This is a genomic window from Xenorhabdus sp. Sc-CR9 (assembly GCF_963897815.1).
Taxonomy (GTDB): domain Bacteria; phylum Pseudomonadota; class Gammaproteobacteria; order Enterobacterales; family Enterobacteriaceae; genus Xenorhabdus.
Genome location: NZ_CAWQTY010000097.1, coordinates 1 through 25369, shown reverse-complemented (window position 1 = coordinate 25369; position 25369 = coordinate 1). Strand labels below are relative to the sequence as shown.

General features: G+C 44.5%; 21 protein-coding genes, 1 pseudogene and 1 riboswitch. Of the genes and pseudogenes, 11 read left to right on the top strand and 11 right to left on the bottom strand.

The features are described from left to right. Positions 1-176: 176 nt before the first annotated feature. Positions 177-2528: an LPS assembly protein LptD gene (gene lptD, locus AACQ81_RS04530; protein WP_237386477.1), complete on the bottom strand. Its 2352-nt coding sequence runs from the start codon at positions 2526-2528 to the stop codon at positions 177-179. Between the two features lie 182 nt (positions 2529-2710). On the opposite strand from lptD, the gene djlA reads away from it, so the two are divergent. Next, positions 2711-3535 (top strand): co-chaperone DjlA, encoded by an 825-nt coding sequence (gene djlA / locus AACQ81_RS04525; protein WP_237386476.1) that lies wholly within the window; start codon positions 2711-2713, stop codon positions 3533-3535. Between the two features lie 134 nt (positions 3536-3669). Here the strand turns inward: djlA and rluA are convergent, their stop codons facing one another. The 3 genes from rluA to AACQ81_RS04510 all read right to left on the bottom strand — a co-directional run bounded on the left by rluA (position 3670) and on the right by AACQ81_RS04510 (position 9961). Next, positions 3670-4323 (bottom strand): bifunctional tRNA pseudouridine(32) synthase/23S rRNA pseudouridine(746) synthase RluA, encoded by a 654-nt coding sequence (rluA, locus tag AACQ81_RS04520; RefSeq protein WP_237386475.1) that lies wholly within the window; start codon positions 4321-4323, stop codon positions 3670-3672. Between the two features lie 147 nt (positions 4324-4470). Then, positions 4471-7380: an RNA polymerase-associated protein RapA gene (gene rapA, locus AACQ81_RS04515; RefSeq protein WP_237386474.1), complete on the bottom strand. Its 2910-nt coding sequence runs from the start codon at positions 7378-7380 to the stop codon at positions 4471-4473. A gap of 232 nt (positions 7381-7612) precedes the next feature. Beyond that, on the bottom strand, positions 7613-9961 hold the full coding sequence (locus tag AACQ81_RS04510) for a DNA polymerase II (protein WP_237386473.1): 2349 nt from the start codon (positions 9959-9961) through the stop codon (positions 7613-7615). Positions 9962-10321: 360 nt separating this feature from the next. On the opposite strand from AACQ81_RS04510, the gene AACQ81_RS04505 reads away from it, so the two are divergent. After that, on the top strand, positions 10322-12088 hold the full coding sequence (locus AACQ81_RS04505; protein ID WP_237386472.1) for a hypothetical protein: 1767 nt from the start codon (positions 10322-10324) through the stop codon (positions 12086-12088). Next, positions 12088-12390 (top strand): HigA family addiction module antitoxin, encoded by a 303-nt coding sequence (locus tag AACQ81_RS04500; protein WP_237386471.1) that lies wholly within the window; start codon positions 12088-12090, stop codon positions 12388-12390. The genes AACQ81_RS04505 and AACQ81_RS04500 overlap by 1 nt, the downstream gene beginning before the upstream one ends. Before the next feature lie 164 nt (positions 12391-12554). Here AACQ81_RS04500 and thiQ read toward each other — a convergent pair whose 3' ends face one another. The 3 genes from thiQ to thiB are packed head-to-tail and all read right to left on the bottom strand — an operon-like array spanning position 12555 to position 15842. Continuing rightward, positions 12555-13256, bottom strand: a complete 702-nt coding sequence (gene thiQ, locus AACQ81_RS04495) for a thiamine ABC transporter ATP-binding protein ThiQ (protein WP_237386470.1) — start codon at positions 13254-13256, stop codon at positions 12555-12557. After that, positions 13249-14853, bottom strand: coding sequence for a thiamine/thiamine pyrophosphate ABC transporter permease ThiP (gene thiP / locus AACQ81_RS04490; protein ID WP_237386469.1), 1605 nt, complete (start codon positions 14851-14853; stop codon positions 13249-13251). Before thiP ends, thiQ begins: the two co-directional genes overlap by 8 nt. Beyond that, positions 14829-15842: a thiamine ABC transporter substrate binding subunit gene (thiB, locus tag AACQ81_RS04485; RefSeq protein ID WP_443089534.1), complete on the bottom strand. Its 1014-nt coding sequence runs from the start codon at positions 15840-15842 to the stop codon at positions 14829-14831. Before thiB ends, thiP begins: the two co-directional genes overlap by 25 nt. Positions 15843-15930: 88 nt before the next feature. Beyond that, positions 15931-16035: riboswitch (TPP riboswitch) on the bottom strand. A 116-nt stretch (positions 16036-16151) separates the two neighbouring features. Here thiB and rppH point away from each other — a divergent pair. The 8 genes from rppH (at position 16152) to AACQ81_RS04445 (ending at position 23155) form a co-directional block, all read left to right on the top strand. Further along, positions 16152-16682 (top strand): RNA pyrophosphohydrolase, encoded by a 531-nt coding sequence (rppH, locus tag AACQ81_RS04480; protein WP_237386468.1) that lies wholly within the window; start codon positions 16152-16154, stop codon positions 16680-16682. 10 nt (positions 16683-16692) lie between these two features. Further along, positions 16693-18939: a phosphoenolpyruvate--protein phosphotransferase gene (ptsP, locus tag AACQ81_RS04475; protein WP_237386467.1), complete on the top strand. Its 2247-nt coding sequence runs from the start codon at positions 16693-16695 to the stop codon at positions 18937-18939. Between the two features lie 208 nt (positions 18940-19147). Then, on the top strand, positions 19148-20038 hold the full coding sequence (lgt, locus tag AACQ81_RS04470; RefSeq protein WP_237386466.1) for a prolipoprotein diacylglyceryl transferase: 891 nt from the start codon (positions 19148-19150) through the stop codon (positions 20036-20038). Continuing rightward, a complete protein-coding gene (thyA, locus tag AACQ81_RS04465; protein ID WP_237386465.1) occupies positions 20035-20829 on the top strand; it encodes a thymidylate synthase in 795 nt (264 codons plus the stop codon). Before lgt ends, thyA begins: the two co-directional genes overlap by 4 nt. 136 nt (positions 20830-20965) lie before the next feature. Then, entirely contained in the window at positions 20966-21643 is a 678-nt protein-coding gene (locus AACQ81_RS04460; protein WP_237386464.1) for a prepilin peptidase-dependent protein, read from the top strand. Then, a complete protein-coding gene (locus tag AACQ81_RS04455) occupies positions 21640-22251 on the top strand; it encodes a prepilin peptidase-dependent protein (RefSeq protein WP_237386463.1) in 612 nt (203 codons plus the stop codon). The genes AACQ81_RS04460 and AACQ81_RS04455 overlap by 4 nt, the downstream gene beginning before the upstream one ends. A 5-nt stretch (positions 22252-22256) precedes the next feature. Continuing rightward, positions 22257-22742 (top strand): YgdB family protein, encoded by a 486-nt coding sequence (locus AACQ81_RS04450; protein WP_237386462.1) that lies wholly within the window; start codon positions 22257-22259, stop codon positions 22740-22742. Then, entirely contained in the window at positions 22739-23155 is a 417-nt protein-coding gene (locus AACQ81_RS04445; RefSeq protein ID WP_237386461.1) for a prepilin-type N-terminal cleavage/methylation domain-containing protein, read from the top strand. Before AACQ81_RS04450 ends, AACQ81_RS04445 begins: the two co-directional genes overlap by 4 nt. Positions 23156-23239: 84 nt before the next feature. Here AACQ81_RS04445 and AACQ81_RS04440 read toward each other — a convergent pair. The 4 genes and pseudogenes from AACQ81_RS04440 to AACQ81_RS04425 all read right to left on the bottom strand — a co-directional run. Then, positions 23240-23479 (bottom strand): annotated as a pseudogene (locus AACQ81_RS04440) (transposase); the annotation flags it as partial. Between the two features lie 149 nt (positions 23480-23628). Further along, on the bottom strand, positions 23629-24333 hold the full coding sequence (locus AACQ81_RS04435; RefSeq protein WP_237386460.1) for a DUF2931 family protein: 705 nt from the start codon (positions 24331-24333) through the stop codon (positions 23629-23631). A 35-nt stretch (positions 24334-24368) separates the two neighbouring features. Further along, entirely contained in the window at positions 24369-25073 is a 705-nt protein-coding gene (locus AACQ81_RS04430; protein WP_237386459.1) for a DUF2931 family protein, read from the bottom strand. Between the two features lie 35 nt (positions 25074-25108). After that, positions 25109-25369: DUF2931 family protein (locus tag AACQ81_RS04425; protein ID WP_237386458.1), on the bottom strand; the 261-nt coding region annotated here is incomplete at its 5' end.

Here is a 25369-nt window from a genome sequence, read left to right as displayed (position 1 = left end):
GGCGGGGTTATTGTGTTTAACCCGTCATCTTTCAAGTTGCTGCTTTGCTGACTGCGCTCACTCATCTCAGTCATCGTTTTTTATCAACAAACGATTGGCTATGTTTTTGGAGATGTGTTCTCTTGCCGCCGCGCTGCAACTTGAAGTTTATTCGGTATACATTGTGTTTATCGGTATCAGAATGCACGCTGGTATGGAAGAATACCTTGCTGCAACATTTTCTGACTACCCAGACTATGATTGTTACTTAAGCCACGAAGTTCAACATTGAATGACCATTTGTTGTCATATTGGCTGCTGCCGAATCTCCAGTTGACGATCTTGCGTTCATAACCCACATTGATTGCCCAGCAGCAAGTATTATATTGCAGACCCACCATTTGACTCGCAGGCTGTTTTTCTTTGGTATCGTAGTAATACGCTCCCACAAACGCCCAGCGATCTGACAATGGCCAGCTTGCTGCCAGACCCACCTGTGAAATTCCTTGCTGGTAAGCGGGTAATGTCCCAAGTGTAGCCTGAATATAATCGCGATCGACAAAGCGATAGTTTAATTGCAGCAGGCGGTCGGCATCCCGGTGGTATTCGACAACCGCATTGCCCATGGTTACACTGCTCAGTCGGTTATCGTATTGTAACCCACCTTTGAAACCCCAAGAATCGCTGATTTTCCAGTGTACATCTCCGGCCCATGTAGTCGGCCCTGTACCTTGTTTGTTCCTGATAATACCTTTGCCGCTTGAGTTGGGATCTGTATCAGTAGTACGTGGACGTTCAAAGTAGTAGATTTGACCCACGGACAGGCTAAAACGTTCAACTAAATCTTCATCATAAATACGTGAGGTTATACCCGTGGTAAATTGATTAGCCGATGAAATGCGGTCTAACCCGCTGTAGAAGCGGTCACGGAACAATCCGGTATAGTCTGTTTGCAGCAGGGATGAATCAAAGTTATTAATGTTATTTTGATTCTTATAAGGCACATAGAGATATTGAACGCGGGGTTCCAGAGTCTGGGTGTAACCCTGATTAAAGTACATGGAGCGTTCAAACACTATTTTCGCGTCTGATTTAAACACAGGCAGAACACGGTCAACTGATTTTTCCAATGAGGGGTTTATTTTTTGTATCTCAGGGGAAATATCCTGCTCGTAATGGGTAGCCATCACTTTAAATTCATTATTGATGCTGGCCCAGCCATTGGAGAGCGGCAGATTAAGGGACGGCTCCAGATGCCAGCGAGTTGCATCTGGATTGTTTTTTCCTACGCTGGTTAGCTTAGCTACTTGGGCGTAGGTACGAAAATCAAATGGCCCCAGATCATTCTTATAGTAGTTTAGATCCAATTGAGGTTCAGTTCGGTAAGCTTTTCTACTATCACTTGCGGTAAATATCTGGAACTGTTTGGTTGACAGTGTGGCATCCCAGTTTTGCTGAGCATAACCAATACTGAATTTTTGAGTGGCATAGCCATCGGTGCTGGAGCCGTACTGTGAAGAATAATCACCAAAATAGCTAGGGTCGCTGACTTTGGTATAATCGACGTTGAAACGCCAAACCTGATTCATGACACCACTGTGATTCCAGTAGAATAACCAACGGTTGCTGCTGTCCCGCTCAGGTTTGATGCCGAGTTTTTTGTCTTCCTCATACAGGCGGTCATGACCAATCCAATCCAGCGCAACCGTACCCGTACCTGCTTTGGTTAAATAACGGAATTCATTATCCAGTTTAAAGCCACGCATAGTAATGAGGTGCGGAGTGATCGTAGCATCATAGTTCGGAGCGATATTCCAGTAATATGGCAGCAGGAACTGAAAACCGTCTTTATTGGAAAAACTGGCATTGGGGATCAAGAAACCAGAGCGGCGTTTGTCACCAATCGGCAACTGCAAGTATGGGCTGTAAAACACGGGTACATTGGCAATCCGAAAACGAGCGTTCCAGATTTCAGCTACTTCTTCTTCACGGTCGAGGATCACTTCTGAGCCGACAACACTCCAGCTATCATTGCCCGGCAAACAGGAGGTAAATATCCCATTATTCAAAATAGTATAGCGGTTTTCATCACGCAGCATCATCTTATCTGCGCTACCACGTCCCTGACGGCCGACCATCTGGTACTTGCCCTGCTCTACGTCAGTGTCTTTATTATTCAAATTAGCCCAAGCCCGTGGCCCTTTTAAAATGATCTGGGGGTCATCATAGCTGAAGTTACCGATGGCGGTAATAGTACGGATTGGCTCTTTATCCTGTGTCTGTTCAAGCCGTACCTTATCGGCTGTCAGTGTTTTGTTTCCCTGTTGGATATCAACATTACCAATGAACTCAGCTGAGTAGGGATATTCACCGTGAGTATCATCAGACTTAATGTTAACAGGCATTTTATTGGGATCGCCTGTGATAATCAGCTTATCGTAGACAGGTACGCCCAGCATACATTGTGCTGCGAGATCAGCATGAGCTTGCTGACTATAGAGTGCTGCCCATACCATTGTGGCCAGCAGAGTTGGATAACATTTATTCATAGATGTTTATGCGGTTCCGTCATCAGTGGCATCGTGCCGGCGAATGTTCAGAGACTAACTTAGTTAATAAATAGGCGCCAGAGTAAAGTTTAACTTTGCTAATCTTGCTGTTAGGCACAGAGCTTAATGAATAGTATGATAATGCAAAATTGCGCTCAGGGCATTGGGGAATTGAAGACTATATGCAGTATTGGGGAAAATTATTTGGATTAATATTCGGTATAGCGTCCGGTGCAGGTTTCTGGGGCATTGTGATTGGCCTGTTACTCGGTCACATCCTTGATAAGGTCAGGCTGCGGGATCAACGTATTGATACCAAAGGCCAGACCCGACAAACCCTGTTTTTCCTCAGTACATTCCAAGTACTGGGGCACTTAACCAAAGCAAAAGGCCGGGTAACCGAAACGGATATCCAGCTTGCCACTCAACTGATGGACAGAATGCAGCTGCATGGTGAGGCCAGGACTTCTGCCCAGCAATCGTTTCGTGAGGGTAAACAGCCCGAATTCCCCCTGCGAACGACATTACGGCAATTGCGGCGCGCTTGCTTTGGCCGTTTCGATCTCATTCGCATGTTTTTGGAAATACAATTGCAGGCCGCGTTTGCTGATGGTGAACTGCATCCCAATGAAAGAAAAGTCCTGTTTGTCATTGCTGAAGAACTGGGGATTTCCCGCATGCAATTTGAACAATTTCTTGCCATGATGGAAGGTGGTCGTCATTTCGAAGGACATCATTATGGTGGGCAGTATCAGCAACATGGGCACTATCAGGGGGCTGGGCAGCAGCGTGCAACACTGGCGGATGCCTGTAAGGTATTGGGTGTCAATGAGCATGATGATGCCACAACCATTAAGCGGGCTTATCGGAAACTGATGAGTGAACATCACCCCGATAAGCTGGTGGCAAAAGGTTTACCACCAGAAATGATGGAGCTTGCAAAGCAGAAAGCGCAGTCTATCCAATCCGCGTATGATTTGATCAAAAAAGAGAAGGGCTTTAAATAGCACTGATCCTAACGTATTTCACAACAACCTAAAGTACTTCACAACAACCTAAAGTACTTCACAACAACCTAAAGTACTTCACAACAACCTAAAGTACTTCACAAAAACTTAAAGTACTGCAAAAAACGCATCCGTCAAAAATCGGCTTTGCATTCAAAATGCATTGGCGTGCCATAAGCCGGATGCGTAATGGATAGTTCTTGGGCGTGTAATTGCAGGCGAGGTGTAAGCTCCCTTGCCTGCGGATGGGCATAAAAGCGATCCCCCAGAATAGGATTGCCAAGAGCCAGCATATGCACACGAAGCTGATGGGAACGACCGGTGATTGGAGCCAGTCTGACACGTGTTGCCTGTTCTTCATATTTCAGCACTTGATATTCAGTTTGTGCCGATTTTCCGGTTTCAAAGCAGACTTTCTGCTTCGGACGATTTGGCCAGTCGCAGATCAACGGCAAATCCACCAATCCCTTTTCCGGCTCCAGTTTTCCCCAGACCCGGGCGATATAGACTTTTTTCGGCTCACGTTCACGGAACTGACGTTTCAACTCACGTTCGGCGGCTTTAGTCAGTGCTACAACCATGATACCGCTGGTGGCCATATCCAATCGATGTACCGATTCTGCGGTAGGAAATTCAGCCTGAACCCGTGTCATAATACTGTCTTTGTGCTCTTCTGCTTTACCCGGCACAGAAAGTAATCCACTGGGTTTATTAACAACCATAATGTGCTCATCTTGATACAGCACATATAACCAAGGATCTGTCGGGGGATTGTAAGACTCCAGCATGAGTGGCTCCAATTGGGTCGGGAAAATAAATCAGGTCGGAAAAATGACGGGGCGCATTCTATCAGATATGACCCGGGGTGCGAGATTAATATAGTGAGACTGAACTCAGGGGCACCTTGCGGAGAATGCCCCTGAATTTACGCGCATTTATTGATGAGAAACAACAACCAGACGAATGGCATCCAGACGCCAGTTGGCCTGATCAAGGTTCAGCAACAGATGCTTATGCTCAGATTCGATAGCTTCCAGCTCATCGTCACGAATATTCGGGTTAACCGCTTTCAGGGCTTCCAAACGTGACAATTCCGCTGACAGCACTTCATCCGCTTCTTTCTTTGCTTTCTCAATCAATTCACGTGACTGTTTTTCAATCAGAGGTTCTGATTGTTGTAAAATCGCATGAACTTCTTGCTGTACCGCATTGACCAGCTTGCTGGCGTTATGGCGGTTGATGGCATTGAGCTGACGGTTGAAACTTTCAAACTCTACCTGAGGAGCCAGATCAGTGCCTTTTAGATCCAATAAGAGACGTACTGGCGTTGGCGGCAGAAAACGGGTCAATTGCAAATGTTTAGGTGCTTGCGCTTCAACAACGTAAATCAACTCAACCAACAGAGTACCTACCGGCAGTGCTTTATTTTTCAGAATAGAAACGGCGCAACTTCCTGTATCCCCTGACAGGATTAAATCCAGACCATTGCGAATGATAGGGTGTTCCCAGCTCAGAAATTGAGTATCCTCGCGGGACAGTGCTTTCTCACGGTCAAACGTAATGGAGCAGCCGTCCTTCGGCAATCCGGGAAAATCCGGCACCAGCATATGATCAGATGGATTCAGGACGATAATACCGTCACTGTGATCTTCCTGATTGATGCCGACGATATCGAATAAATTCAGGGCAAAATTCACCAAATCGGTATCATTATCCTGCGCCGCAATTTTTTCTGCCAGTTTCTGACCTTGTTCACCACCGTTGGAGTTCATTTCCAGCAGACGGTCACGGCCTTGCTCCAATTGTTGTTTGAGTTGTTCATGATGCGTGCGGCATTCAGTAATAAACTCATTGAAGTCAGTTTGCTCATTAGGTTTGGCAAGGAAATTCAACAATGTTTCGTAATACTTGTCGTAGATGGGACGACCGGTCGGGCAGGTATGTTCAAACGCATCCAGTCCTTCGTTATACCAGCGCAGGAGAATGGATTGCGCCGTGTTTTCCAGATAAGGCACACTGATTTTAATATCGCGGTTTTGACCGATACGATCCAGACGACCGATTCGTTGCTCCAGCAAATCAGGGTTGAATGGCAGATCAAACATAACAAGCTGATTGGCAAACTGGAAGTTACGTCCTTCAGAGCCAATTTCAGAACAGAGCAGCACTTGTGCTCCGTCTTCTTCAGAAGCGAAGTAAGCGGCGGCACGGTCACGTTCCAGCAAGGACAAACCTTCATGGAAGACGGCACCGCGGATACCTTCGCGTTCACGCAGAACTTGCTCCAGTTGCAGCGCAGTTTCTGCTTTTGCACAGATTACCAGCACTTTTTCATCACGGTTTGCCATCAGGAAACCTAACAGCCATTCTACGCGTGGATCGAAGTTCCACCATGTGGCGTTTTCACCTTCGAATTCCTGATAGATCCGCTCAGGATAGAGCATATCTTTAGCACGCGCTTCCACGGTTTTTTTGGCACCCATGATTTCAGAAACCTTGATTGCCGTCTGATATTGGGTTGGCAATGGTAACTTGATTTCATGCAGTTCACGGTGTGGGAAACCTTTCACGCCACCACGGGTATTACGGAACAGCAGCCGGCTGGTTCCATGGCGATCCATCAGCATAGAGACCAGTTCGTGGCGAGCATTGTTGCTCTCCTCATCCTGCTGGCTGTTTACCGCTTTCAACAAAGGCTCAATATCTTGTTCGTTAATCAGTTCAACAATTGCATTTTGCTGGTCATTGTTTAAAAGATCATCGGACAGCAGCAAAGTCACGGCATCCGCAACAGGACGATAATTCTGTTGTTCATCGATGAATACCTGATAATCATGGAAACGATTTGGATCAAGCAGGCGCAGACGGGCAAAGTGACTCTCTTGGCCCAACTGTTCTGGTGTGGCTGTCAGCAGCAGAACGGAAGGAATTTGCTCTGACAACTGTTCAATAACGAGATATTCGCGGCTCGGGGATTTTTCGTGCCACTCTAGATGGTGAGCTTCATCCACTACCATCAAATCCCAGCTCGCTTCCAGCAAATGTTCAAAACGTTGCTTATTGCGGCGAACAAAATCCAGAGAACAGATAACTAATTGCTCTGTCTCAAACGGATTATCGCTGTCATGAAGCGCTTCTGTGTACCGACCATCATCGAACAGTGAGAAACGCAGGTTAAATCGACGTAGCATTTCTACCAGCCATTGATGTTGCAGGCTGTCTGGTACAATGATCAATACACGTTCCGCACGTCCTGCCATCAATTGCTGATGAATGATCATGCCAGCTTCAATGGTTTTACCCAGCCCCACTTCATCTGCCAGTAATACGCGGGGAGCATGGCGTTTGCCTACTTCATTGGCAATATGTAGCTGATGTGGGATCAAACTGGCACGAATGCCACGTAGTCCACTTTCTGCCAGACGAAATTGTTCGCTTTGGTGTTTACGGGCGCGAAAACGCAGAGCAAAGCGATCCATACGGTCAATTTGACCAGCAAACAGACGATCTTGCGGCTTATTAAACGTCAGCTTGCTATCCAGAAAAACTTCCCGCAGGCAGGTATTTTCTTCTTCAGTGTCCAGGCGAGTACCGATGTAGATCAGCAGGCCATTATCTTGCTGAACATCATCGATCTTGAGTTTCCAACCTTCGTGACTGGTCACGGTATCGTCCACATTAAACATAACGCGGGTAATAGGGGAGTCATTGCGTGCGTAAAGGCGGTTTTCTCCGCTGGCAGGAAAAAGTAACGTCACCATGCGCGTATCAAGCGCTACGACTGTTCCTAATCCAAGTTCGCTTTCTGTATCGCTTATCCAGCGTTGACCAAGAGTAAATGGCATAAATTTCGGCTCAGTTTTCTGTTAGACAATATCATTTATAGGTGCAGGATGGCTGCTTTTGTTGGATATCGATCATCGTTGATTATCGATAGGGATAGTTTTCAATAGCACTTTTCCAATAGCACTTTACATCCCGCGTTTTTTGGTAACGAGGTCACAAAAGTACCATTGCCCATTAGAGGAGCGATATGTTAATTGAAGCTGAGCAAGCCGTCACCTGCAAAAATATCCATTACTCAAAAGAGATGCTCATTTGCCCTGTTTGCAGGGTCATAAAGTCATCCTGAATAAACGGCAAAATAGCATCGGCAATGGGCATTAACTGCTTATTGATATAGTGCTCATAGTCTGGTGCAGTAGTTTGATTTTCCATGGGTTCTGGTCCGGACAGCGTGATAATGTAGTTGATCCAACCACCGTTTTGGTACTGTAGTGGACGATTATGCTGCTGGTTATATTCATCCGCTAAACGTGCAGCCCGAACATGCGGGGGAACATTGCGCTGGTAATCCGATAAATTGCGGCGCAATCGCTTACGATAAACAAGGCGCCCATCAAACTCCCCCGCCAGCGTCTTGGCAATATACTCTCGAATATAATCTTGATAGGGTTGCTGGTGAAAAATCAGCGTATACAGTTCTTTTTGGAAGATTTGAGCCAGTGGTGTCCAGTCGGTTCTCACCGTTTCCAACCCTTTGAAAATGACCTTATCGCTACTCAGTCCGGCATAGCGTTTTTTGCTGCCTTGCTCTGCTCCACGTACTGTCGGCATCAAGAAGCGACGATAGTGTGTCTCAAATTCTAACTCCAATGTATTTTCAAGATTGAATTCGGATTTCAGGTGTTCTTTCCACCATTGGTTGATGAATTGTGTCAATGAATGCCCAATTTGGCTGGCTTCGTCCTCTGAATGAGGGCGTTTGAGCCAGACAAATGTTGAATCTGTATCACCATAAATGACCTGATAACCCTGTGATTCAATTAACTCACGGGTTTGATGCATGATTTTATGCCCACGCATCGTAATTGATGATGTCAAGCGGGGATCAAAAAAATGGCATCCGGAAGCACCGAGTACGCCATAAAACGCGTTCATAATAATTTTCAGGGCTTGGGAAAGCGGCGCGTTACCCAGTCTTTTGGCTTTGTCGCGCTCATACCAGATTTGCGTGACAATATCGGGTAAACAATGTTGGGTGCGGGAGAAAAAAGCCTGCCGGAAACCGGGTACGGAATGTTCACTGTCGGGTTGAGCAAGGCCTTCGACCATACCTACAGGATCAATCAGGAATGTGCGGATAATCGAAGGGTAGAGGCTTTTATAGTCCAGAACGAGTACCGAATCATACAGACCCGGAAACGAATCCATCACAAAACCACCGGGACTGGTATCATCGAAATAAGTGGGCTGAACGGGAGCAACATAGCCAATGCGGTGCATTCTTGGCAGATAAAGGTGGGTAAATGCGGCTACTGAACCACCGCTGCGATCTACTGCCAATCCTGTAACAGTGGCCCGCTCCAAGAGGAACGCCATCAAATCCACTTTCTCAAAAATACGATTGACCAGAGTACAGTCTTGCAAATTATAGTAGGCGAGGGCGGGCTTATCTTCCTGAAAACGGTGGTTGATTTCATCCATCCGGTCATAAGGATTATCAAGGGCTTTCCCTTCCCCTAATAGCGTTTGAGCAACATATTCAAGACTGAATGAGGGAAAATTCCACGTCGCTGTTTTCAGGGCATCAATGCCGTCAATAATGAGACGACCTTCTGCTGATGCAAAAAAGTGCCCCGGTTTGAAACCGTGTTCCCGCCATTCGAGCAAACTCTGATTACGACCGAACTTTAGCGGCACGTTGTAGTGTTCGGCATGTTTCTGTAACACCCGTAAATCGAACTGAATCAAACTCCAGCCAATAATGGCATCCGGATCGTAATGAGCCAGCCATTGATTGAGTTTCTCCAGCATCATCGGGCGGCTGGCAACATATTCCAGCCTGAAACCGAGTTCCTGCGGATTCCCATTTTCCGACCCTAACATAAACACAGTTTTCTCACTACATCCAGCCAGACCAATGGAATATAGCTCACCATGTTGACTGGTTTCAATATCCAGAGATACCCATTTCAGAGTGGGCCGATAAGTGGGATTGGGCTTCATTTGATACATTCCATCTGGTTTCTGGCTGAACCAGACGGGCGCTGTGATAAAATGCTCCATCATAAACCGATCGGGTGGGCGGATATCGGTTTCGTAGAGTGGGATATCTTGTTCTTTGAGGATTTTTTCCAGATATTGCAATTGACGATATTGCTGGCAATACAGCGCAGCGACAGGCTGGCGATTGAAATCTTTTAATGGCAATGCCTTAAGTTCGCAGTGTCGTTCCTGCACGAGTAATTGTTTGACTTTAGGCAAATCACGCTGAGGAAGGAATACAACCGCTTTTTCATGAGGAATTGTAATGCGGCGAGCACCCAGATCTGTCGCCAGCCAATACACCAACTCAATGCCAGATGGTGTATCTTTCCAATGGCGAGTTAAAATAAAGCCTTGTTCGACGTGATTTATCTGCATGATCTTTCTGTTTAAGCGTTATCAGCCAGAACCCGTATTACCAAAGAGGGTTTCAACTATAGCATTTCGAATGGTTATTTATACAGTATTTTTTGAAGGGCCAACAGGTAAAAATTGATCATTAAGAAGCACTTTAGCATCGCACCTCAGTACCTTTTGTAATTATTCTTAATTGGCTATACCCATTGGATTTCAAGATGCAGCGCGACGGCAAGGAGCGAATCCCCTGAAGCATAGATAACTATGTGACCGGGGTGAGTGAGCGCAGCCAACAAAGCTGCAACTTGAAAGACGACAGGTATACTATGATTAATGATTTTTTATGGAGAAATAAATATTAATTTCACTTGGTAAATATTGATGAATAACTCTAATAGACTGAGTCAAACAGATATCAAAGCTTTACTGTTATTTATAGTTTTTATGCTGCTTTATTTGTTACCCGGTATTTATGGACATAATCCGTGGAAACAAGATGAAAATTATAGTTTTGGTATTATTCAAACGATGTATGAAACCGGAAATTGGTTGGTAACAATCAATGCTGGACAACCTTTTATGGAAAAGCCTCCACTATATTATTGGACGGCAACGACATTTATACATCTATTATCGCCCTGGCTTCCAATGCATGATGCTGCCAGAACTGCTTCTTTATTATTTTCTATAATCAATTTTTCCTTTTTCATTTTTCTTGCCCGCCGTGTATTTGATGTCAAAAACTTTACCGATAGTCGGATATGGATTGCTTTTGCCCTGTATGCCAGTGCGCCCGGACTGGTTCGCCATAGCCACGATATGTTTACTGATATCTCATTGGTAGCGGGAACAGTTATCGGTTTATATGGTTTGCTGGGATTAATTAAAAAGGAAAAAATAGTCTATTCCTGTTTATGGTTGATTATTGGTACAGTGACGACCCTATTATCAAAAGGGATTTTCATTCCAGGACTATTATGGATATGCCTTATTCTGGCCCCTGTTTTTCTTAAATTTTGCAGAACTAAACAATATTGGCTGAATGCTATATCGTCAGGGATTATTGCACTGGTTTTAATCTTACCGTGGCCAGTTATGTTATTTCTTGAATATCCTGATTTATTTAAAGTCTGGTTTTGGGATAACAACATTGGTCGTTTCTTAGGTTTCTCTGTTGAAGATCTTGGTGCCAGAGGTAATTTGACGACTATCCCCGAAGCAGTACTGTTTTTTGCTCTCCCGTCAGGCATATTGGCTTTGATTTTTATATTAAAAAATCCAATTAACGCTTTGTTAGACGAGCATTATTTCCTTTGTACGGCATTTTCTGTTTTAGGTGTTGTTTTATTACAAATATCAGCTTCCGGGCGCGCTTTATACTTATTGCCCTTTATTGCACCAATGGCAATATTAGCCACAGAGATTTTTATTAAACTACCGGAAAGAATCTATAAATATTTCAGTGTATTTTCTACTACTCTCTGGTCTTTTCTCATCGTATTCTTATGGTGCTGCTATTTCTTATCGCTTTCCGGCGATGATAAACATGGGTTGGAGCCATTAGGCAGATGGTTACCCATGAGCTATCAGATGCACTTTTCAGGATTAATATTTGGCATAGCGTTTTTGATAACCATCGTATGGATAGCTAAGAATAAGTTACTTGCTCAATTGCCTGCTTTACGTGCCGCTCAAAATTGGGTATTGGGTATTGCCGTCGTTTGGGGATTGGTATTTACATTATTTGTCGGCTGGATTGATTATTCCAAAAGTTATAAACAGGTATTTCTTGATCTCAAGCAGCAATTAGCCGGAGTCTATCAAGATAGCCAATGTATGGCGTCATATAATATCGGTGAATCCGAAGCGCCAATGCTTTATTACTATGCCCATATTCTGCTTCATAAACAAAAGACTTTTGAGACGCCTGAACAATGTGGATGGTTGATGGTTTTATCCGAAGAGATTGATCCCGCGCCAGAGGGAATGGAATTATTCTGGCATGGTCATAGACCAGATGAAGATCGTGAGAATTTAGTTGTGTACAGGAAAGTGGGATTAGGTGATATAAAAAACGGAAATTGGCGCGTGACATTCGAGTTTATTGATGGCGACGCATATATTGTTAACTATGAGGATTATCATTAATGAAGATGTTTAACCCCGCTCATCCAGGCGAAATTATTGCGGACTCTTTGGAAGAGTTAGGTTTGAGTATCCGTGATCTTGCTCGGGCATTGGATGTTGCCCCTTCTACAGCTCAGCGTTTGGTGACGTGTAAAGCAGCCATCACGCCAGAGATGGCCGTGAGGTTGTCCAAGGTTCTTGGTAGCAGTCCTCGACTGTGGTTAAAGTTGCAGGAGACATATAGCCTTGATAAGGCGGAGAAAGTGGTTGATATTTCAAAATTAACCCCTCTATTTAAGCCTGAAGCTTTATCTCATACTTAATGAAAATTAGTTAGGCGACACTAAATCGCCTAACAACATCAATATTGTTAAGCGGGGTATTAGGGATAGCCTCAGGACTCGGAAAATATAGCACCTTGCGTCAGTTGTTATTGTCGTAGTGGCCTGAATTCTAAATGGCGGTTACATACAATAATAAACAGGGTCTAAATATTGGTGATACCCAAAATCACTGCCTCTTTTGCCTCACCACTTACCAACCTCTCAGTCTTCCCATCATAATGAATTTTTCCGTCCACAATCAGCAAAGAACGCGGAGCGATTTTCGCTGCGTCATCAAGATTATGGGACACCATAAGTAAAGTAATTTGGCGTTCACAGCATATTTGATCCAGCAATTCCAGCATCTCATTGCGCAAAGCAGGATCGAGCGCTGAAAATGGTTCATCCAGTAATAAAATCGGTTGATGGCGGACTAAACAACGAGCCAGTGCCGCCCGTTGGCGCTGTCCGCCAGAAAGCTGGGACGGCAGGCGAGATAAATACGCCTCCAGCGATACCTGAGAGGCAATTTGCTGGAGTGTTTTCTTTTGCTCTGCATTCAACCGCAACCCAGGATGCAATCCTAAACCAATATTTTGCTCAATGGTCAAATGGGAAAACAGGTTATTTTCCTGAAACAGCATGGAAACAGGCCGCTTGGAAGGCGGTGTATTTGTGTGATTTTTGCTATCCATCCAGATATTGCCTTGCTCTGGAAATTGGAAGCCCGCAATTAAACTTAACAATGTGCTTTTGCCCGCTCCACTTGGGCCGAGGATCGCAATGCGCTCTCCAGCTTTAATGTCTACATCAAAATGCATAGCAAGGTGTTTATAGGTGTAAGTGACATTTTCGAGTTTAATCATGGCGTCGGCCCGGTAAGCGTTCAATGACAGTGAACAAAATAAAACAGAGAAGCAGCAACAGGAATGCGGTCACGGCACCATCCTGATTGCGATAGGCTCCAATTTGTTGATACAGGTAATAAGGCAAAGTACGGAAATCTTCGCTTGCAAATAACGCGACAATACCGAAATCGCCAATTGATAGAACACAGGCGAAAGCCAACGCTTGTGCTAATGGAATTTTCAGCGCCTTGAACTCAATCCAGCGTAGGCGCTGAATACCTTGAATATTGAGTGAACGGCACAGAGGGTTGTAGCGTTCCGCCAGATCATGCATCGGATTTTCCAAAACTTTCAAAGCATAAGGGATTGCCATCAGTGCATTGGTCAGAATGACCAATCCGTAAGGTGATTGAGGCAATCCAAAAGTTGTGTTCAGCAGAAGAAAAAAACCTGTGGCAAGAACAATTCCCGGCATGGCAAGGATCAACAAGCCGCTGGTTTCTATCGCTTGTCCCCAACGGGAAAAGTGGCGTAAGCGTAATTCCCTGCTGCTCCATAGCAACATCATGGTCAGTATTACACACAGCAGCCCCGCTCCCAGTGCGATAATGACCGAAGTTGTAAAGGCTTGCCATAAAGCAGGCTGGCGTAAAACATCAAAAATACCGCTGTTTAAACCATCCACAATAACTGCCAGCAAAGGGGGGAGTAGAAGCAACAAAGCCAGACTAATCAGCAGGCCATCAAATAATTTCCGCAACCATGAATCCTGTGGATTGCGCCATTGTTGTTGATGACCATAACCCACTGATAGAGCGCCTTTGAGTTTTTGGCTGATCAGTACCAAGCCAACGCAGCAAAATAGTTGAATCAGTGCAAGCAAAGCCGCATGTGTAAGATCGTAGTCATAGCTAAGAGCCTGGTAAATCGCCAGTTCAATAGTTGTTGCCGCAGGGCCTCCCCCTAAAGCGAGAACGGTAGCAAAGCTGGCAAAACACAGCATGAAAATCAGTGCGCCTGTTGGTAAAAGTTGGCGGCGCAGATAAGGCCATTCAATAAAACGAAAATGTTGCCATTCATTCATACCAAGCTGGGCTGAAAGTTGCCGCTGTTCAATTGCGATACTTTCCAGCGATTGCAGCAGCAGGCGTGTTGCCATCGGCATATTGAAGAAAATATGAGCCAGCAAGATCCCTTGTAATCCATAAGGTGTAAAACGATATTCAATACCTAACCATTGGAAAATATTTGCCAACCAGCCTGTTTGACCATAAACGGTAAGGATACCAAACAAAGCGACCAAAACCGGCAGGATCAATGTCATTGCGCATAAGCGCAGAAAGAGAGCCTTACCGGGAAAATGGCGGCGGTAAAGTGATCTTGCAAGGAAAATGGCGGGGGTCACCGATAATACGGCGGATAAAAATGCTTGCCAGAAAGTGAATCGAATGACATGCCAGAGATAACGGTCATTCAAGAATTCCTGCCAATTACTTTCAGGCGCATTGAACCACAGCGCCCCAAATGCAGACAAGGCAACGATAATCAATAAACCGGAGGCAATGACCCCCGGTAATAACCAGCCTGCTATTAGCGGCTTACAGCGCTTTGCCATGTACGTATCCATTTTGTACGGTATTTTGCCACTTCATCTGCGTTGAATTGCAGAGAGTTCTCAGGAACAGGAAGTTGTTTGAAAACGTCAGGCAACGGAATATCAATCACAGGATACATCCATTGAGTTGTTGGAATGACTTGCTGAAATGCTGGAGAAATCATGAAATTCATGAATCTCTGTGCTAATTCAGGTTGCTTACTTGAGGCTAACTGGGCTGCTACTTCAATTTGTAAATAGTGGCCTTCCTTGAAGATAGCCGCTGCATAATTATCTTTTTTCTCTGAAATGATGTGATAACCCGGAGATGTGGTATAGCTCAGTACCATATCGCCCTCACCTTTCAGAAACAGGCCATAGGCTTCACTCCAGCCTTTCGTGACGGTGAGTGTCTTTTTGGCAACTTTTTGCCATTCCTGTGCCGCTTTGTCACCATAGAGATCTTGCATCCAGAGCAGGAACCCCAAGCCCGGAGTACTGGTGCGAGGGTCTTGGTAAATAATCTTCCAATTCTGGTGGTCATTGATTAATTCATCCATACTTTTGGGTGGATGAGGTAAGGTATTCTTGTTGTAAATAAAGGCGAAATAACCGTAATCATAAGGAATGAACGTATTATTATTCCATGAAATGGGTAATTTCAGTTTTGAAGTATCGATATGGCTTGGTGTGAACAATCCGGTTTGTTGAGCCGCTTGAATCAGATTGTTATCCAATCCCAGAACGATATCCGCTGATGTTTTTTTGCCTTCCATCCGCAAACGGTTCAGTAAGGAGACCCCATCTTCCAGAGCGATGAGTTTCAGTTCACAATTGCACCCTGTTTCAAAAGCTTTTTTAATGGCAGGCCCCGGTCCCCATTCAGAGGCAAATGAGTCATAAGTATACACTGTCAGCGTAGGCTTTACTTGAGCCGTCTGAGCAAAAACACTGGCAGAAATCGAGAGAGTACTAATGGCAATAAAGCGGGAAAATAATTTCTTAAACACTTTGCTCTCCTGTCGTTATTAACAATGGTTATTAGAAGATTGGCAAAGGATCTGAGAAGGAGCTAAATGAAAATTACTTATTTTAATCAATTATTAGCATCCCAAATCCCTACGCCGGTACTAACCGGTTCAGGTCCGACGGGTTTGTTCTCAGCAGCAATATTTTGCAACAACTGCACCCCGTTGAGATGGCCGTATTGTAGAGACTTCGGCCGGGTCTGCAAAGTCCAATCATAGAGGTTTACCGCTTGAGATGAGTGTGAAACAATTAGTTATCTTTTCAAATTCGTTTTATCGAGAGGTAGTCTGGTGATCGATGATGATGGCTACCGCCCGAATGTAGGAATTGTAATTTGTAATCGCCAAGGTCAGGTTCTATGGGCTCGCCGCTATGGACAGCATTCTTGGCAGTTTCCTCAGGGGGGGATAAATCCAGGGGAATCACCAGAGCAAGCAATGTATCGCGAGTTGTTTGAAGAAGTTGGTTTAAATCGCAGAGATGTCCGGGTTCTTGCCTCGACCCGGAGCTGGTTGCGTTACAAATTACCCAAGCGTTTGGTGCGTTGGGATACAAAGCCCGTCTGTATTGGGCAAAAGCAACGTTGGTTTTTATTACAGTTGTTGTGTAATGAAGCTGATATTAATGTGCAGCGCAGTAATACGCCGGAGTTTGATGGCTGGCGTTGGGTTAGTTACTGGTATCCTGTCCGGCAAGTGGTTTCTTTTAAACGGGATGTATATCGCCGCGTGATGAAAGAATTCTCTTCCATTGTGATGCCAATGCAGGAACCTGCTTCACAGCTCTATTCGCCTTATTTATATCGTCGCAGAAGAAATTAGGTAACAGTTTATGCTCATGCGCTTACGAGAAATTGTTGAAAAGGTTGCGATGGCAGCCAATTTATCTGAAGCGCTTGAGCTACTGGTCAATGAAACCTGTCTGGCAATGAATACGGATGTTTGCTCTATCTATCTGGCAGATCATCAACGTCAGTGTTATTACCTGATGGCAACCAGAGGGCTGAGAAAACCAAAAGGGCGTTCGGTCAGTTTAGCTTTCAATGAAGGTGTTGTGGGTGAAGTCGGGCGTTTGTCTGAATTAATTAATCTTTCTGATGTTCGTGACCATCCCAGTTTTAAATATATCCCCCAAGTGAAAGAAGAAAGTCTGCGGGCTTTTTTAGGTGTCCCGATTATTTATCGCCGCCAGTTGCAGGGGATATTGGTTGTTCAGCAACATGAACGGCGCCTGTTTGATGAAAGTGAAGAATCTTTCATGGTAACACTGGCAATGCAGCTTGCTGTTATTCTCGCTCAGGCGCAGGCAAAAGGGATATTTGGTCAGTACCGCCAGAGTCGTATTAAAGCACTGGCCATTTCCAATGGCATCGTCATGTCCCAAGGGTGGCAAGACCGCTCACAACCTTTGCTGGAGCAGGTATCTGAGGCATCAACCTTGGATTATCAATCTGAACGTCTGAGATTAATTCGTGCTCTGGAAGAATCAACTGCGGAGTGCCGTCGAATCAGCAAGCGTTTCACCTCTAGCTCGCAGAAAGAAAGTGCTGCCATTTTCGATCTCTATTCTCATTTATTAAATGACCCCCAACTCAAGCAAGATCTGTTTTATTCAGTTGATAATGGTTTTGTCGCTGAATGGGCAGTCAAAACTGTGATTGAAAAATACGCCGGGCAATTTGCCAGCCTGCAAGATCCCTACATGCGGGAGAGGGCATCTGATCTGCGTGCTCTTGGACAACGGGTATTGTTTCATCTGAATGATTCTTTCACTGATGCCACTCAGTGGCCGGAGCATTTTATCCTGGTTGCCGATGAACTCAGTGCCAATTTGTTGGCTGAGATGCCACAGGAACAATTGACCGGGGTGATTGTGCGTGATGGCGCAACGCATTCCCATTCCGCTATTCTGGTTCGTGCGATGGGGCTTCCCGCTATCATGGGGGCAGATATACAACCTGAGTTGTTGCACAATCGGACGCTAATCCTTGATGGTTATCGCGGTGAGATTTTTATTGAGCCAGAGCCGTTGATTGTCCAGGAGTATCAGCAAATAATTGAAGAAGAACAGGTTCTCAGTAAATTAGCTGAATGTGAGCAGCAACAGCAGGCACAGCTTAAAAGCGGAGAACAAGTGCTTGTGCAACTCAACGCAGGGCTTAGTTTAAAATATGAGCAGCAAATAGCGGACAGTATTGATGGCGTTGGACTGTATCGTACAGAGATCCCTTTTATGCTGCATAGTGGTTTTCCATCAGAAGATGAGCAGAAGAACCGTTATCAAGAAATATTGGAACTTTTCCCTGATAAGCCGGTGGTGCTGCGAACGCTGGATGTTGGTGCAGATAAACAACTTCCTTATATGCCGATTAATGAAGACAACCCTTGTCTTGGTTGGCGCGGAATTCGTATCACGCTGGATCAGCCTGAAATATTCCTGATTCAGCTCAGAGCGATGCTAAAAGCCAATGCTTCCACTGGCAATCTAAAGATACTTTTGCCGATGGTGACAAGCATTGAGGAAATTGATGAGGCACGAAAACTGCTTGAGAGGGCGAAATCTGAGGTTGAACAAGCCATCGCTAGAACGATTACCATGCCACAGATTGGCATTATGCTTGAAGTCCCTTCCACTATGTTTTTGTTGCCGCAATTAAAGAAACGGATTGATTTCGTCTCTATTGGCACAAATGACCTGACCCAATATTTGCTTGCGGTAGATCGCAATAATACACATGTAGCTTCACTATATGATAATTTGCATCCGGCTGTAATTAGAGCTCTGAAACTGGCTTTTGACGAATGCCAACGCCTTGCTCTCCCTATTAGCATATGTGGTGAAATGGCAGGTTTACCGCTCGGGGCATTAATATTGCTTGGTTTAGGTTATCGTAGCCTGAGCATGAGTGGCCGGAGTGTTCCGCGTATCAAATACTTGCTGCGCCATTTGGATGCTAATGATCTAGAACGTCTTATCAGCGTCATATTGAAAGCTGAAACTAGTGAGCAGATCAAAGGGTTGGCAGCCGAATTTATGGAGGCGAATAGTCTGGGTGGCCTGATTCGGGGCGGTATTTAGCTTTATCCATAGCACTTAGTCAGCTTACGCCCGACGGATTTCAAGATGTAATGCCGCCAACAACGCAATAGTTTGAAAGATGAAGGGAATAGTTGCCTATGCTATTATTTGCAATTATTTGTCTTAAGTTATTCAAGCAATATAATTCATTCGCAACAGATGATTTATTCACAATAGCATTCACACAACATATTTTTAGTGGGGAACGATGAGCACTAGCTATCTGGCATTTCCTAACATTGACCCTGTCATGTTTTCAATCGGGCCCGTATCTCTCCACTGGTACGGTTTTATGTATCTGGTTGGTTTTGTTTTTGCCATGTGGTTGGCAAATCGCCGTGCGGCACAACCGAACAGTGGCTGGAACAAAGTCGAAGTCGAGAACTTATTATATTCAGGGTTTGTCGGGGTTTTCGTTGGCGGACGTCTTGGCTATGTCCTGTTCTATAATCTCCCAATGTTCCTTGATAATCCCCTTTATCTGTTCAAGATTTGGGACGGAGGCATGTCTTTCCACGGTGGGTTGGTAGGGGTTATCTGTGCCATGTGGTGGTTTTCGCGCCGTACGAAGCGCCACTTTTTACAGACTGCTGATTTTGTCGCTCCGTTGGTTCCCTTTGGCTTGGGGATGGGGCGTATCGGTAACTTTATCAATGGGGAGTTGTGGGGGCGTGTTACGCTTGATACACCTTGGGCGATGTTGTTCCCGAGTTCCCGCAGCGAAGATATTGCATTGGCTACAACCAACCCTTCTTTATGGCCGATTCTGGAGAAATATGGTGTCTTACCCCGCCACCCGTCCCAGCTATATGAGATGGTACTTGAAGGCATCGTGTTGTTTATCATTCTTAACTTATTTATCCGTAAATCGCGCCCGATGGGGAGCGTTTCGGGGTTATTCCTGATCGGATACGGTGCATTCCGCATAATAGTAGAATTTTTCCGTCAGCCTGATGCCCAGCTCGGGCTGTTTGAAGGAATTAGTATGGGGCAACTCCTTTCCATTCCTATGATTTTAGTGGGAATATTTATGATGGTATGGGCATATAAATACCCCCGCAACAAAACTCGAAATGACAAGATACAAGAGGCAAAATGAAACAGTATCTGGATTTAATGAAAAAAGTGCTGGAAGAAGGCACTGCAAAAGATGACCGTACGGGGACGGGAACGCTTTCTATCTTTGGTCATCAGATGCGTTTCAATTTGCAAGAAGGTTTCCCATTGGTAACAACTAAGCGTTGCCATCTGCGCTCTATCATTCATGAGCTGCTTTGGTTTTTGAATGGTGATACCAATATCAAGTATTTGCATGATAATGGCGTGAGCATCTGGAATGAATGGGCCGATGAAAATGGAGATTTGGGACCTGTTTATGGTAAACAATGGCGCGCCTGGGGTTCTGCGGATGGTCGCCAAATCGATCAATTGACCCAAGTCCTTGAGCAGTTAAAAAGTGATCCTGATTCACGCCGGATTATTGTTTCTGCGTGGAATGTTGGGGAATTGGATAAAATGGCGTTGGCGCCGTGCCATGCGTTTTTCCAGTTCTATGTAGCAGATGGCAAACTTTCCTGCCAGCTTTATCAACGTTCCTGCGATGTGTTTTTAGGATTGCCCTTCAATATTGCAAGTTATGCTTTGTTGGTACATATGATGGCTCAGCAGTGTGATCTTGAAGTGGGTGATTTTGTTTGGACAGGGGGGGACACCCATCTTTACAGCAATCACTTGGAGCAGACTCATCTTCAGTTGGACCGTGAGCCGCGTGCATTGCCTAAACTGGTTATTAAACGCAAGCCAGATTCACTGTTTGATTATTGTTTCGAAGATTTTGCGATTGTGGATTATGACCCGCATCCGGGCATCAAAGCCCCAGTTGCGATCTAAGAACCATAATAGTTCAAAATTCAATATCAAATTGTTAAAGAGCGGGTTTTACCTGCTCTTTTTACATCTGTCGCTAACGGTTCTCAATATTAAAAATTAGCTTCCTGTCATTTTTGCGTGCCACTGCGCAAATAAAATGAAAAAGTCATTTCATCATTATTTTTTTCTGAAAACGCTTCGCATAATTCAATTAGTTGTCTTTTCATTTTTCTATGAATTGAAGATATTTGCTGCAAGAAACAGTGAGTCTGAACCAGAAAAAAATAAAATTGATATGGAAATAATGTGTTATCACAATAAAGCACTCAGCAATGCTGTAATTAGCAATGAAGCATCAGGATTTACATTATTGGAGTTATTGATAGCGATGTTTATCATTTCCATTAGCCTGTCTTGGGGAGTGTATCATTGGGAGAAATATCAGAACCGATTACATTTGCAATCAGCGGTGAATAACGTGCTGTCTTTTATGGAAAGGCAACAGGCTCAGGCAAACTATCTGAATCAGAATCGCACATTATGGTTAATGAGCGGGCAGTCTTGGTGTTTGGTATCTTCTATCACTCAGATATCTGACTGTGATGAAGGTGATGGCGCACGAGTTTATTCTCCTTATGATGATGTGCTTTTAGTATCATCTACGACGAATCGCATTGATTTTTATGGCGTCAGGAACACTGCCATGCCAGCCAATTTTATATTGGCAAACTCTGCCGGAGAAATTAGCGTGATAATTTCAGGGCGGGGGAGGATCAGGACATGCAGCGATACTATTAGCCAGCTTCCTCATTGTGAAGGAATAAAAAAACCATGATGCCGGCCATTTTCTGTTTTAAGCAAAAACAGACAGGGTTTTCTTTATTGGAAGTTTTGGTGGCAATGCTAATCGGTAGTGTGATTTTGGTCGCCATGACAAAAACTTACCCAATTTTATCAGGGCAAATTCTCGACCTCTATCGAAAGTATAGGTTGCATTATTTGGTAACTAGAACTGCCTATTTGATGGAAAAGGATATCAGGCGAGCAGGTTATTGCCGGGATAGAAAACAGTGTGAAGGAGAACCACTGATAATAAAAAATAAAAATACAGAATCCGTTAATTCCTGCATTATTGTTGCTTTTGATCTTAATTTAAATGATCGATGGGAAAAACCCGAACATATTGAATCTGAGTTTTTTGGTTATCGGTTAAATAACCGTGCTCTGGAATGGAAAAGAGGTGCGGGCGATTGTCAGGAAAATGGTTGGGAAAGGTTGTTTGATCTCAGAGAAATTGGGATTGATACCTTTTATCTTGAAAAGTTACAGGTAAAAAGAGGGCTGGTTTTCATTAGCTTGTCCATTAACGCTCATTGGCTTAAATCTCCATCCATTGTGCATCGCCATCAAACAACAATCCGGCTGCGCAATATCAGGGAGTGAAGAAAATGGCAGGAACTGATAATAAAAAACAGATAGTAAATAAGCAGCAGGGAAATATCTTGTTAGTCTCGATAATTATGCTGTTGGCATTGAGTTTAATGATGTTGAAATCACTCCATTATCAACAAGAAAATGCGATGTTTATGATGATGGATGAACAAAACTATTTGAATGCCTTTTGGCGGGCTGAATCATCATTAACATGGGGAAAAGTGCAATCATGGCGGATCAATCAACAAGGCATTGATGGTTGGTTTTGTTTGCAACAGATTGAATTTAATCTTAAAAGTTGTATCAGGCGTTATTCGGATACACTCTTTCTGCTAAAAGGCATAGCCCAATTTGCAGCAGAGGAAAATCTTGAACTTTATCAATGGATGAAACAGATGAAACACTCAAGTCAGGATACACTTACTCCTATAGAACTGGTTCCTGTTGAAAGTGGTTGGTTGGATTTTTGTCCTGTTCTTCAGGCCGAATTTTGCTTATGAAAATGCGCCATCAACCCGACCGGCAAGAAGGCATGAGTTTGCCAGAAGTCATGGTGGCATCTGTTGTATTTGCCATCTCTTTGCTGGGATTAATGCGTTACCACCAAGCATTGTCAGCAAATTTTCAGCAATATTGGGGGCAGCTTAAGGCCGTGCGATATGCCCATGATCAGTTGGAACAATATGAACGTTTGGAAGGGCAGGGAGAATTCGGGGAAACAGGAGGAAAAACGGCATCAGAGCAGAAATGGAAGATGGAATTTCAACGAGAGTTTCGCTCTTTTGGCTGCTATCAGGTAACAGTTAAGTTGACAGTACATTACAATAAACTAAGTAAATTAGAGCGCTGGTTTTGTGCAAGTGGGAAGAATATAACTAACATCCATTATAGCCCACCTCTATCAATTAATTAAAGTAAAATCAACTAATTGATTTTACTTCAGACCGCTGACAAACCTCGTTGAAAGTAACGGGGTTTGTCGCATTCATTATCACTCATTATCTGCCGATTTTTCCTTATTGCTCCCCGATACGCCCTTTTTCGCCCGGGTACAGGCCGCCCACAGCGGGCAATGCTGGCAAATACCCGCGGCCGTCCGGTAATAACGGTATCCCTGACGGCCAGTGGTGGTATAAATCAGCTTTTCGCCCTGCGGGCAGACATAGCAGTCTTGTTGTGCGTCATAAATAAACTGTTTCTTTTGAAAGTCATTCGGCCCTTTGTTGGGGCGTCGATACACGGAGAAGGCAAGCGTAGCGCGTCAGCTGACTCTACGAACCATCAAGAGAGAAACGCTTTCCGACTGGTTATCAAGATTAGCTCCCCCTAACATCAGAAATCAACCATGCCAACTTCTGATGTTGAGACGATTTTAAGATAACCCTTTTACCATTCTCCGTAGGGGTATTTTTTCCCTTTGATAAAGGCTTTTATCCTCTCGGAATATTCCCCATAGCCATCAGAATGTTTGGTTTTCCCCTGACACACTGTCATCTTATCGTCGGAAACCGATTCTCCCATCGAGATCAGGATATTATCGCCGTTGTTTTTATCATATCCCCGCAACCAGGAGCGAGCCGCTCCACCGGGAGCCAGACCAATAAATATTGTATCCCGATAGAATATATGGCCTTTAACGACGCGCCCGACATAAGGCTCGCGCATCAGTTGCCGAACCTCAGGTGTGAAGTTAAACAGGGTCTGGAAGGGTTTTTTATCAATCACAGAATCCCAACAAACCATCAGCCGTTTGGGAAGCGCTTCACCATGGTTTCTGATAGCGCCGCCACCGCCGCCTATTTTTTTATCCCAGGTAGTTACACTACGATAATGTGAATTGGCACCATCTGGCATAAGTTTTTGAACAATATAATTATCTTCGTCCTGAAACTGGACAAAACTGATACTGACCGGAAAATATTCTGGGGTGTTAAATTGAAACTCCCACCGATTATAAGGCAGCGGCTCACTTTTACGCACAATGGGTTTGTAGGTCACCACCCGTTTTCCGGGGGGGGGGTAAGACTGGCAGGCCGCTAAGCCCCATACCAATCCAAAACCCAGCAGTGATATTAAGATTTTTCTTTTCATTATGAGATTTCCAAAAGTTGAGGGATGCCCTGTTTTTACCATTCACCATAGGGATAGGTTTTTCCTTTGATAAAGGCTTTTATCCTCTCGGAATATTCCCCATAGCCATCAGAATGTTTGGTTTTCCCCTGACACACAGTCATCTTATCGCCGGAAACCGATTCACCCGTAGAGATCAGGATATTATCGCCGTTGTTTTTATCGATGCCGCGTAACCAAACACGGGCAGCCCCCCCCGGTGCCAAACCAATGAATATCGTATTTCGGTAATCAGGTGGCTGTTTTTCATAACCCGGGTAGAAAGCAGGCTCACGCATCAGTTGCTGAACCTCAGGTATGAAGTTAAACAGGGTCTGGAAGGATTTTTTATCAATCACAGAATCCCAACAAACCATCAGCCGCTTGGGAAGCGCTTCGCCATGGTTTCTGATAGCGCCGCCACCGCCGCCTATTTTTTTATCCCAGGTAGTTACACTACGATAATGTGAATTGGCACCATCTGGCATAAGGAGTTGGTCAATATAATTATCTTCATCCTGAAACTGAACAAAGCTGATACTGACCGGAAAATATTCTGGGGTGTTAAATTGAAACTCCCACCGGTTATAAGGCAGTGGCTCACTTTTACGTACAATAGGTTTGTAGGTCACCACCCGCTTTCCGGGTGGGTAAGACTGGCAGGCCGCTAAGCCCCATACCAGTCCAAAACCCAGCAGTGATATTAAGATTTTTCTTTTCATTATGAGATTTCCAAAAGTTGAGGGATGCCCTGTTTTTACCATTCACCATAAGGATAGGTTTTTCCTTTGATAAAGTTCCTGATGTATTCAGGATACTCACCATAGCCATTAAGTACGTTGGTTTTTCCCTGACACACAGTCATCTTATCGCCGGAAACCGATTCACCCGTAGAGATCAGGATATTATCGCCGTTGTTTTTATCGATGCCGCGTAACCAAACACGGGCAGCCCCCCCCGGTGCCAAACCAATGAATATCGTATTTCGGTAATCAGGTGGCTGTTTTTCATAACCCGG